Genomic DNA, 11,232 nt, shown 5'->3' with positions numbered 1-11,232 from the left:
GATTTTGAACTGCTTGACTAATCTGGGCGGGACTGGCTTCCATAACTCGATCGCTGCTTGAAGACTCGATCGCTATTGTATCTTTATTGGCGTAGCCTCTTCATGGATAAAATTAGCGGTCAGCTTCAGATTCTGATATGTTAGGATATTTTTATCTTACTAATTAGCAGGATTCAATTATGAGCGCGAAAGTAAGCATCACATTAGATGAAGAAGTCTTGGAGTTCGTAGATCGATCGAGCAAAAATCGCAGCCAGTTTATCAACGAAATATTGTCCAAAGCAAAAAAGAGCCAACTGTTGAAAGAACTGGAGGATGCTTATACAGAACTAGCAACCGATCCTAAATATCAAGCTGAGATTAAGTTGTGGGATATTACAGCGGGAGATGGCATCGATGCCGATGGGTGAGTTAAGGTACAAACGAGGGGAAATCTGGTGGGTGAACTTAGATCCAACTGTCGGCAGTGAGACAGCGAAAAAGCGACCATGCATCATCCTTCAGAATGATGTCGGTAACGCCAGATCGGGCACAACGATGGTTGCTCCTTTGTTGAGAAGATCCAAGAGTTACCCTTTTGTGGTTAACGTTGAAGCGACGGTAGCTAATGGGCTAGATGAAGCCAGAGGGATACACCTAGAGCAAATGCGAGTTGTAGACAGTCTGAGAATCGATCTCAAATTAGGAATGTTAGAAGACAAGTATTGGCGCGAAATCGAGCAAGCTATGGCAATTGTATTAGGTTTTGATGCAGTTTTTGAATAGCTATTGTAAAATCATCGCATTCCCGATCTTGTCTTGAAATGAAATATCTACCGATAATTGGTGTTACCGCCGCACTGGTTTGTTATGCAGATCTGGCTGTCGCTAAAACCCCAGCAGAAATTGAATCGATAGCTAAAGCGGTGACAGTAGAAATTAGGTTACTCAAAAATGAATCAGTCGGATCGGGGATTATTATCGATCGCCTTGGCGACACATATACCCTCATTACCAATCGCCATGTCGTCTGCGGTCAAACTCGGAATTGTACTGCACCGCCAGCAGGGGAAACCTACAGCGTGAAGCTAAGTGATGGGCAAAAGTATCAAGTAGCCGCTAAATCGGTCAAGCTGTTGGATAACAATTTAGATTTAGCCACGATTCAGTTTCGTAGCAACCGTGCTTATCCAGTGGCACAGATTGATGATGGCAGCTTGAAAGCGGGCGATCGCGTCTACACTTCCGGCTATCCACTCACGCCGCCGGGTTTTTCGTTTAATGCCGGAAAAGCGTTCGCGGTCGTCAATAAACGCCTAACAGAAGACCGAGGCGGCTATACCGTGATTTATAATGCCGAAACTCAGCCAGGGATGAGTGGGGGTGGCGTATTTAGCCAGGAAGGGCGACTAGTGGCAATCCACGGACAGGGAGAGCGATACCGAGATAGTACCCAATTAGAAAAGTTGCCTGAATCGGGTACTATTCCGATTAAATCAGAAGTGGGCAGCAAGATCGGCTATAACCGAGGCATTCCAGTCCGGTGGGCGATCGAAGGTTTGACCGAGCGGGGGATAAAATTGGGAAATAGCCGAGCGGTTAACTCACGACAGACCGCCGCCAGTACTGCTGACGAGCATTTTATCGTGGGTTTTAACAAGTTAGTAGAACCAGGGGCAAATGTGGTCGCGGGTAAGCAAGCGGCGGTGAGCGAGTTTAGTCAGGCGATTAAGCTTAATCCCAACTATACTTATGCCTACTTTTTACGAGCTATTACCTACTCGCAGCTTCAGGAACATCGGCAAGCGATTCTCGATGGCGATCGAGTCATCGCCATCGACCCGAAACTTGCCCAAGTCTACTACAATCGCGGCATTGAAAAGCAAGCCATCGGCGATCTCCCAGGAGCTTTAGCCGACTACGATCGCGCTATCGCCGTCGATCCCGCACTCGCTGAAGCCTATTTAAATCGCGCCAATCTCAAGAAGAAAAACCTCAATGACCCTCAAGGCGCATTAGCCGACTACAATCGCGTCATCGCACTCACCCCCAACGATGCTAAGGGTTACGCCAATCGCGGCAATCTCAAGGACGATCTCAACGATTCCCAGGGAGCCTTAACCGATTACGATCGGGCAATTTCCCTCGATAATAGTTACGCCCAACTTTACTACAGTCGGGGCATTGTCAAGCGGAAACTTAAAGATTTCCAAGGGGCATTAGCCGACTACGATCGGGCCATCGCCGTCGATCCCGACCTCGCCATTGCCTACTTCAATCGCGCCAATCTTAAAGGCGGTCGGCTCAATGATACCCAAGGGGCATTAGCTGACTACCAGCGCGCCATTGCCCTCGACCCCAAATATGCCCCAACTTACGTCAATCGCGGCAATCTCAAAGACGATAAGCTCAATGACCTTCAAGGAGCATTAGCTGACTACGATCGCGCCATCGCCCTCGACTCTAAATCTCCCAAAGCCTACTACAATCGCGGCGTTGTCAAGCGGAAACTTAATGACCTCAAAGGAGCATTAACCGACTACGATCGCACCATCGCCCTCGACCCTCAATCTGCTTTTACCTATGCTGCGAGAGGAAATCTCAAATATGCACAGCTCGGCGATCGTCCTGGCGGCATTACCGATACGCGCCAAGCCGCTAAACTGGCGCGGACACAGGGTAATTCTCTAATCTTGCAACTTGCAACTCAAAGATTACAAGCTTGGGGTGTGGGTGAATAATCGTGAGTTAGGCAGCTTTCGGGCGATCGTCAGCTATAATCATTTGTAAATATTTGTAAAAATCACTAATCTAAACCTGTGGGACAGTACGAACGGCTGGTATTGATGGCAGAAGACGAACTCACTCAATACAGTAGTGATGCGCGCAAAATCGAGAAATTGCGCCGTAAGATTGGGTTGTCTGTAAATCTGGCGGAGCAGAAAGCAGTCAAAGCCACTCTAGAGCAAGAACTACCCACAGGCGGCATCGTTAAATTAGTCGAAACTCAACGCCAAACAGTTGCCCTCCCATTTTGGGGCATTGCTGGATTGGGTTTATTATTTGGAATTTCGCTCAATCAGCCGCTAGATTTTATCGCCGCAGTCGGGGGTACCGCCGCCGCAATTGCCATCCAAAAATGGGGCTGGAAACTTTACGCCAAAAGGATCGTATTGGATACACTCATCGATATCGACACCAAAATTAATGAAATTAAGCCAAAACCTTGAATTAGGGGATAGAACGTAGGTTGGGTTAGCTTCGTTTGAGATCTAAATCCCCCAACCCCCTTAAAAAGGGGGCTTTAAAGAAAAGTAGGGTGGGCACTGCCCACCACAAGGGTTTCAAACAATATCTATCTAATAAATATTTATTCTTAACTACTTATTTATGATACTTATGATGCCTGAAATTTAGATTGTGGGCAGTGCCCACCCTACAATTTTCTATGTTTTGACGCAAGATGTGAGATTATCAATTATCAATTATTAAAATGAGCGATATTAAAATTGGCATTATTGGCGGTAGCGGACTTTACCAAATGTCCGCATTAAATAACATGCGCGAGGTGGCTGTCGATACGCCGTTTGGCAAGCCTTCTGACAATCTTATCGTCGGCGATTTAGCAGGGGTTGAAGTCGCTTTCTTAGCTCGACACGGACGCAATCATCATCTGACACCCACAGAAGTTCCGTATCGAGCGAATATTTATGCGATGAAACAAATCGGTGTCGAATATTTAATTTCGGCATCGGCTGTCGGCTCTTTACAGGCAGAAGTTAAGCCGTTAGATTTGGTATTGCCAGACCAATTTATCGATCGCACTAAAAGTCGGGCGAGTACGTTTTTTGGCGAGGGAATTGTCGGACATATTGCTTTTGGCGATCCGATTTGTCATCAGCTAGCAGGTATTTTAGCAGACTCGATCGAATCTCTAAATTTACCCGATATTAGCTTACATAAAGGTGGCACATATATCTGTATGGAAGGGCCAGCTTTTTCGACTAAAGCCGAGTCTAATATGTATCGAATGCTGGGCGGAACGATTATTGGTATGACTAATTTACCAGAGGCAAAATTAGCAAGAGAGGCTGAAATTGCTTATGCCACATTGGCTTTAGCTACCGATTACGATTGTTGGCATCCCGACCACGATAGCGTTACGGTAGAAATGATAATTGCCAATCTGCATAAAAATGCGACTAATGCCCAACGGGTAATTCAAGAAACAGTCAAACGATTGAGCGCAAATTTATTTGGTTCGGATGCACATTCGGCTCTTAAATATGCAATTATTACACCGATGGATAAGGTGCCTGAATCTACCAAGCAAAAACTCGAATTGTTGTTGAAAAAATATATCTAGGTTTTAGGCTTTAGAATGCAAGATCCCCGACTTCTCAAAGAAGTCGGGGATCTAAACCGATTGCGATCGCAATCTTACTGAGTCGTTTACTTAGTCGCTGGTGCTGTGGTGGTACCAGTTGTAGCTGGCGTTCCGGTAGCTGGTGCTGTGGTGCTACCACTGGGACTCATCGTACCAGTTGCGGCTGGAGCCTTTTTCGTTTTAACAGGAGCTGCGGCTGTCTTTTTGGCTTTACATTTAGCGTGTTCTCTCACGGGTAAAGTAGCCGGATCGATCGTTTCTGTACCGACGACTAGAGCTTTATATTTGCCAGCACCATCAACCAAAGCTTCACCGCAAGTATTTGCAGCTACATCTTGACGTTTAACTGGCTTGTTTTTAGCATTAGTCCCTTTAATGGGATACTTTTGTTTAGCAGTCAAACCTGTAACTACAACTTGGTCTTTGCTGGTTTTGTAAACTTCCGCAGTCGCGATCGAAGTATAACTTAGTGTTAGTAATGCGGCGATCGTGACTGTAGAGATCGAAAACTTGATGGACATATATTTGGTTGTGATTTATTTAGTTGGTTAGTTGTGTGGTAGGTGCTGAGTATTAAGTAGTAATTACTGTTTATTTGTTCCCTTTCATCGCGCGAATTAATTCGGCGGCGACTTCAGGGCGCGAAAATTCTGGCGGGGGTAATTCGCCTTGGCGGAGTAAGTCGCGAACTTTAGTACCCGAAAGATGTACGCGTTGTTCGGGGGTACTAGGACTAGTTTTGGTAGTTGCCATCGATTTGGTAACTTTACAGTAGAAAGCGTGCTCGAACATCATCGGGGTGATGCCGAGTTCTCCTGGCTCGAATTCGCTAAAAATGTGTTGAGCATCATAGGTGCCGTAGTAGTCGCCTACGCCCGCATGGTCGCGTCCGACGATAAAATGGGTACAACCGTAATTTTTGCGAATTAGAGCGTGGAAGATGGCTTCTCGCGGCCCAGCATAGCGCATTGCGGCGGGGTTGATACCGAGAATTACCCGATCGCTAGGATAATAGTGTTCGAGGATAATTTCATAACAGCGCATCCGCACGTCGGCGGGGATATCATCTTCTTTCGTCGCGCCGACTAATGGGTGTAGAAATAGCCCATCGACGGTTTCCATCGCACATTTTTGGATATACTCATGGGCGCGGTGGATCGGGTTGCGAGTCTGAAATCCGACGATCGTATTCCAGCCTTTAGCTTGAAACTGGGCGCGGGATGCAGCCGGATCGATTTGATAGGTGGGAAATTGGGGATGTGCTTGGCGTTCTAACAGGTAAATATCACCTGCTAAGTTAACATTACCTTGGTCGTAGACAACTTTGACACCAGGATGCTTTTCATCATCCGTGCGGTAAACATTAATCGCTTCTTGCTGTTTGTCGTAGGTGTATTTTTCGGTTAATTCTAAAACGCCGACAAATTTACCAGTACTGTCATCTAGTCTGACGAGCGCACCGACAACCAGTGGTGCTGCGACAGCTTCAGTAACCGATAACGTAATCGGAATCGACCACGGTAAACCATCAGCCAATCGCATTTTGGCGACCACCCCATGATAATCTGCTTCTGGCATGAACCCCTGAAGCGGACTAAATGCCCCGATCGCAATCATGACTAAATCGGAATATGCCCGCTCGTCTAATGTTACTCTGGGCAAACTATCGGCTTTACTCAGAAATTCGGCTTTTTGAGCGGGGGTGGCGATGCGATTTATCAATTTACCGCCGTGGGGTGCAATACCAGAACGCTGACTCAAACTAACTTTCCTCGCAATTTTTTAAATACTTTTATGAATCACTTTAGCAGCTTTAGGGGTAGGTTTTAGGTTTTAGGTTTTAGGTTGTTAGGGAAGATGGGAGATGGGTAGTGTGCCTACGGCAGGCTATCGCCAACGGCTTCGCTCACTAGCCGATGGGAGATGGGAGATCGGAGGAAATTCCGAAAAATCCCCTCCGAGGAGGGGTGCCCAACGGGCGGGGTTGGTAAATCTCCGCCACCCACAAACCATCTCCCAACCATCTCCACCTCTACAAGGTTGGCGATGTCTAAGCATTCGGGGTTGGGGGTTTGCAGCGAAGATGGTGAACCCACCCCGCCCTACGGGCACCCCTCCTGGGAGGGGATTTACATGCGGGGGCGAGAACGATGGTAGATTTGGATGTTATTGAATCCTGATTTCTGAGGTTATAACTAGCAACTTGGATTACTACCACAGCCAAGGCACGCATAAAGATTACCGCTTTACTCAATTAACCTGCGAGGCTGCGAAAATCTCCGGCAACTGATTCCCGATCTCAACTCGATTTCCCCATTCAATATGTCTACTAAATTATGATGCAACTCTCTCGTGCCCAATGGAATGTTTTATTCGCTGCCTGGTTGGGGTGGGGATTTAATATCTTTGATAGTTTGCTGTTTAACTATGTTGCAGCTAACTGTATTCCCACCTTGCTAGGATTACAAATTGGTTCCCCCGAAGCCAAATCCGCAATTCTATTTTGGACGGGTATTCTGACATCTTTATTATTAATCGGTTGGGCGATCGGCGGCATTATTTTCGGTCAAATTGCCGATCGGATTGGTAGACTGAAAACGATGCTAATTACGATGTTACTTTACTCGCTCGGTACGGCTTTCTGTGCCTTTGCACCCAATTTATGGTTTCTAATTGCTTTTAGGTTTTTAGCAAGCTTGGGCATCGGTGGCGAGTGGGCTTCGGGTGCAACTTTAGTAGCCGAAACCGTACCCGAAAAAAATCGCGTAGAAGCTGGGGCATTACTATATACCTCCGCGCCGATGGGCTTATTTTTAGCTACCTTTGTAAATTGGGCGATCGCTGGTAATTTAATGAAAGGTCACCCAGAAGTTTCGTGGCGATATGTGTTCGCTTGTGGGCTAATTCCAGCGGTGGCATCGTTTATCGTGCGGGCATTTGCCAAAGAGCCAGAGCGGTGGGAACATACCTCGCGCCAGGAAGCTGGTAAACTCTCTGAAATTTTCACTCCCAAATATCGCCGCGCGACAATTAGTGCGATTATTACCGCGACGACGGCTCTAATTACCTGGTGGACTTGTAATGCATTTATTTTGGTAATTTCGGGCGGGATTGCCCAAGCGAATGCCGTCGCCCAAGGATTGGATAAAGCCGCTATTTCTGTCGTCGTCGAGCAGGCGAAAACATTAGCAGCTAATTGTTATAACACGGGCGGCTTAGTTGGTACGTTGCTAACTATTCCGATCGCCAAAACCTTCGGTCGCAAACGAATGTTTTCAATATATTTTCTGTTGTCGTCGATCTTTATTTTCATCACCTTCGGCATGAATTGGGATCCGCTGACTAGAACTTATTTGTATTTTCTAGTCGGCTTAACTGTCTTCGGTATCTTTGGTAGTTTTACCTTCTATCTTCCCGAATTGTTCCCCACTCGCTTGCGTGCGACTGGTGCCGGATTCTGTTATAATACAGGTAGAATCGTTGCTTCGATCGGGCCGTTTTGGGTGGGTTCGATCGCGGCTACTGGCGGTGCAAATGCAGCAAGTAGTGGGATTAAAGCTCTGTTTTGGATCGGCTTCGTGCCCCTAATTGGCATTCTACTAATGCCTTGGGTTTTAGAAACTAAAAATAAAGTATTAGAAGATTAAAAAGCTATATGCTCTCATCCTAATTTCGGTTAAAGCTAGCGATGGGTATGGGTATTAGCTGAAAGTTGAGATTTGAGAGATTAGAAAATATTAGCAAGACTCAATTTAAAGCCAGGTAGCACATCGTCACAATTAATAGAAGTTGGCGATTGAAGAACTTCAACTTCTGCACCGATGCGATAGATTTCTACCTGGCGATCTTGAGGATTAATTAGTAAACCCAACCGCACGCCATTATCGCGATATTCGACCATTTTGGCTTGCAATTCTGACAAATTATCGGTACGCGAACGCAGCTCGACAACAAAGTCTGGAGCCAAGGGGGGAAACTTTTGGCGATCTTCATTTGTTAACGCATTCCACCGCGATAATGCCACCCAAGCAACATCAGGCGATCTTTGACTGCCTAATGGCAACTTAAAAATGGTGGAAGAACTAAATACCGCACCTAGCTGAGTTTGACGATTCCAAATTCCTAAATCTACGAGTAAATCTGCCTCGCGTTTTCCGCTTTCTCCGCCGACTGGTGACATAAAAATTAGTATTCCTGCGGCGGTTAATTCGAGTGGCTGTTCGGGATTAGCGATACAGAGTTTGTAAAACTGTTCGTGAGTGAGTTTGAGCGTGCTGAGATCGAGCGGAAATGTGTTGGGAATGTTCGAGTAAGCGATTGTCATACAACCTCCAATCGATTGCCAGAGTTAGTTTTAAGACAATTTCATTATATCCGATCGAACTCGATTGTAATTGCCGATCGATATTCTGACGATCGCGAGTTGAAGGCAAAGTTCGGGGTATCCCCTAAGTGAAAATCTTCCCCTAAGTCTGAAATCCTTATCTGGTAAATGTTCTGGGGATTCGATCGCGAGTTAGCTTAGGGTTAACCCGTGAGGCTATTCTGTGGACATGGAAACAAACACAGCCAAACAGGAGCCAACCACATGAAGACATAGCCGAGCATTAAATTCAAACCACATGTAGCGAGTAGCTTAATAGCAAAGTACCATTTTTACCCGCAAGGGGCGCAGGTCTGAGGGTTATCGCTTTATCGAATCCCCCCTCGCATCGTCGGAAATGCGGGTGCAACTCCCGCCTCGCTACCTCATCGCATTTGGGATTGTAGCTCAGTGGTTAGAGCGTCCGCCTGTCTAGCGGAAAGTCGCGGGTTCAAATCCCGTCAATCTCGTCCGACTCCTAACAAGAGTTGGTATTTTACGGAACTGTAGCTCAGTGGATAGAGCACCTAAAACATCCTTCTTCACCATTTGCCTTTCGGGGACGTAGAACTAGGGTTATCGCCTTCTAAGCGGGAGGTCGTAGGTTCGATTCCTACCAGTTTCATCATGACTTTAATCGGTCATAATTTGCTCCCATCGTCTAACGGTCAGGACACGGTGCTTTCTACACCAAAATAGGTGTATTTCTTTCAGAAAGGCTGCGCCAACGATTCCCCTTGGGAGTATTAATAATTAGTTAGGTAATAATATGTCTTTTTCTGAATCTTCTGTTTCAACTCAACCTTCGATCGATAACCAACCAAATCGAGAAATCTGTCATTATTCCGATCTACTCCGCCAATCTATTCGAGATCGATTTAAATCTGTTACGGAAAATCGACAGGGTAAGGTAAATCTATTTACCACCGCGACTACCAATCTGTTCCAAATTTTTCTAGAAGCTCTACCTGCCGATTTTCGTCAACATCATACTTGTAATAGCTGTCGGCAATTTGTCGATCGATTTGGGGGGATTGTGACGATCGATCCTGATGGTAAAACGATTCCGGTAATGTGGAATCCCGAACTCGTTCCTGACGTTTACGCGCCAGCCGTCACCAAGTTGTCGTCAGTCGTGGCTAGCGCGGCGATAGACAATGTATTTCTTTCGGATCTGCGTACTTGGGGTACTCCGGTAACGGGCAACTGGGAGCATATTGCGATCGTACCTAGCCAAGATTTGGTATTTGAGTCTACAAATTTTTATACGATTTACCAAATCGTCGCTCAAAAGCAGCAAGACTATCAGATGCTACTGCGTGGCTTGGCAGATTTCCCGCTCGAAGTGGCAAAACAAGCATCATCCCTGCTATCTAATGCTACTCTCTATCGATCGTCAGCATGTATCGGGATTGCTAAATGGTTCTTGGATCTGCACCAGCAACGCCAATCGGCGCGGAACTCGCGCTTGCGGGAAAATCTGACTTGGGTGGCTGTGGCGAACGCGCCTTCAGGCTTTTGTCATATCCGCAGCGGGATGCTCGGTACTCTGCTGGAAGATATTCAAAATGGATTGACATTTGAGCAGATTGCCCAGAAATTTAATGCCAAAATGAACCCACTGCAATATCTTCGCCCTCAAGCACCGCCGAAAGCGGGGAATATTGCTCAAGCTGAAAAAATTATCGAGCAGCTCCAAACCGCAGGTGCTTTAGATCGGCGATTTGCCAAGCTCGAAGATCTTCAGGCTCTATGGGTGCCACATTCTGCCACGCCTAAAGTCGAATCTAAAGGTATTTTCGGTCATCTCCAGACGGCTACAACCAAAGCACAGCGACAGATCGACATGCCGCCGATCGTCATGACGTGGGAAAAGTTTGCCCGCACTATTTTGCCAAATGCTAAATCGATCGAGTATTTCGTACCCACCAGCAAGCAGCCTTACATGGCATTGGTGACAGCCCAAAATCCCGAAGCTCCGCCGATTATTCAATGGGATACGCCAGAATATCGCAACCCAGTTACCTGGTATTTTTATGCAAATGGTTCGTCACCTAACGCCTGGAATTTACGATCGAATGCTTACTGTAATGTAACGGCGATCGTGCTTCAGCCTTCGTTGTGGAATCAGCCCGAAAAGTTTGCCCACAAAGGTGAAAAAGCATTTTTAATCCTGCAAAATGTCAAGGATAAGCAATACCAAAAAGGTGCTGGATTTTTCCCTGAATCGCTCAAGAATGAATATCATAGCATTCGATCGACGATGGAAGCTTATGCCAAAAATGCGGTGTTAAAAGGCAAAGATGAAGCAACGGCTTGTGGCATCGGTTTACAAAAGGGCGGCTCTTGGGATTCGATTCTTTTGCGTGTAACTACTAGGGATAATTTGCAGGTTAAATATCAACTCGATCGCTGGGATTAATGTTGTGTTTGTTAACTAATGCCAGCTTTGTTTGAAGTTGAGTTACCCCCCCAACCCCCCCTTATAAAGGGGGGGCTTTAC

The 11,232-nt window shown here is 46.3% G+C and carries 10 protein-coding genes and 2 tRNA genes; 9 read left to right on the top strand and 3 right to left on the bottom strand.

All coding sequences use genetic code 11. The features are described from left to right. The first annotated feature begins 179 nt into the window (after positions 1-179). The 5 genes from Q0R35_RS19125 to Q0R35_RS19105 all read left to right on the top strand — a co-directional run bounded on the left by Q0R35_RS19125 (position 180) and on the right by Q0R35_RS19105 (position 4,345). Positions 180-410 carry a hypothetical protein gene (locus Q0R35_RS19125; RefSeq protein ID WP_295622180.1) on the top strand — a complete coding sequence of 77 codons (231 nt, stop codon included), beginning with the start codon at positions 180-182 and terminating at the stop codon, positions 408-410. Next, positions 397-765, top strand: coding sequence for a type II toxin-antitoxin system PemK/MazF family toxin (locus Q0R35_RS19120; protein WP_295622181.1), 369 nt, complete (start codon positions 397-399; stop codon positions 763-765). Before Q0R35_RS19125 ends, Q0R35_RS19120 begins: the two co-directional genes overlap by 14 nt. A 38-nt stretch (positions 766-803) precedes the next feature. Further along, a complete protein-coding gene (locus Q0R35_RS19115) occupies positions 804-2,720 on the top strand; it encodes a tetratricopeptide repeat protein (RefSeq protein WP_295622179.1) in 1,917 nt (638 codons plus the stop codon). 78 nt (positions 2,721-2,798) lie between these two features. Then, positions 2,799-3,209: a hypothetical protein gene (locus Q0R35_RS19110; protein WP_295622177.1), complete on the top strand. Its 411-nt coding sequence runs from the start codon at positions 2,799-2,801 to the stop codon at positions 3,207-3,209. A gap of 263 nt (positions 3,210-3,472) precedes the next feature. Beyond that, on the top strand, positions 3,473-4,345 hold the full coding sequence (locus Q0R35_RS19105) for an S-methyl-5'-thioadenosine phosphorylase (RefSeq protein WP_295622175.1): 873 nt from the start codon (positions 3,473-3,475) through the stop codon (positions 4,343-4,345). A gap of 86 nt (positions 4,346-4,431) precedes the next feature. On the opposite strand, the gene Q0R35_RS19100 is transcribed toward Q0R35_RS19105, so the two are convergent. Beyond that, on the bottom strand, positions 4,432-4,887 hold the full coding sequence (locus Q0R35_RS19100; protein WP_295622173.1) for a hypothetical protein: 456 nt from the start codon (positions 4,885-4,887) through the stop codon (positions 4,432-4,434). Positions 4,888-4,957: 70 nt separating this feature from the next. Further along, positions 4,958-6,127: a sulfate adenylyltransferase gene (gene sat / locus Q0R35_RS19095; RefSeq protein WP_295622172.1), complete on the bottom strand. Its 1,170-nt coding sequence runs from the start codon at positions 6,125-6,127 to the stop codon at positions 4,958-4,960. Positions 6,128-6,702: 575 nt separating this feature from the next. Here sat and Q0R35_RS19090 point away from each other — a divergent pair. After that, entirely contained in the window at positions 6,703-8,013 is a 1,311-nt protein-coding gene (locus tag Q0R35_RS19090; protein ID WP_295622170.1) for an MFS transporter, read from the top strand. Between the two features lie 80 nt (positions 8,014-8,093). Here Q0R35_RS19090 and Q0R35_RS19085 read toward each other — a convergent pair whose 3' ends face one another. Next, positions 8,094-8,690 (bottom strand): Uma2 family endonuclease, encoded by a 597-nt coding sequence (locus tag Q0R35_RS19085; RefSeq protein ID WP_295622169.1) that lies wholly within the window; start codon positions 8,688-8,690, stop codon positions 8,094-8,096. 436 nt (positions 8,691-9,126) lie between these two features. Here Q0R35_RS19085 and Q0R35_RS19080 point away from each other — a divergent pair. From Q0R35_RS19080 to Q0R35_RS19070, 3 genes are all read left to right on the top strand, one after another. Further along, positions 9,127-9,199, top strand: a tRNA-Asp gene (locus Q0R35_RS19080). A gap of 30 nt (positions 9,200-9,229) precedes the next feature. After that, positions 9,230-9,354: transfer RNA gene (locus tag Q0R35_RS19075), tRNA-OTHER, on the top strand. 144 nt (positions 9,355-9,498) lie between these two features. After that, positions 9,499-11,151 carry a hypothetical protein gene (locus Q0R35_RS19070; protein WP_295622168.1) on the top strand — a complete coding sequence of 551 codons (1,653 nt, stop codon included), beginning with the start codon at positions 9,499-9,501 and terminating at the stop codon, positions 11,149-11,151. The last annotated feature ends 81 nt before the right edge of the window (positions 11,152-11,232 follow it).

Source organism: Chamaesiphon sp. GL140_3_metabinner_50 (genome assembly GCF_025361915.1).
Lineage (GTDB): Bacteria > Cyanobacteriota > Cyanobacteriia > Cyanobacteriales > Chamaesiphonaceae > Chamaesiphon.
This window is presented reverse-complemented; position numbering and strand designations above follow the sequence as displayed.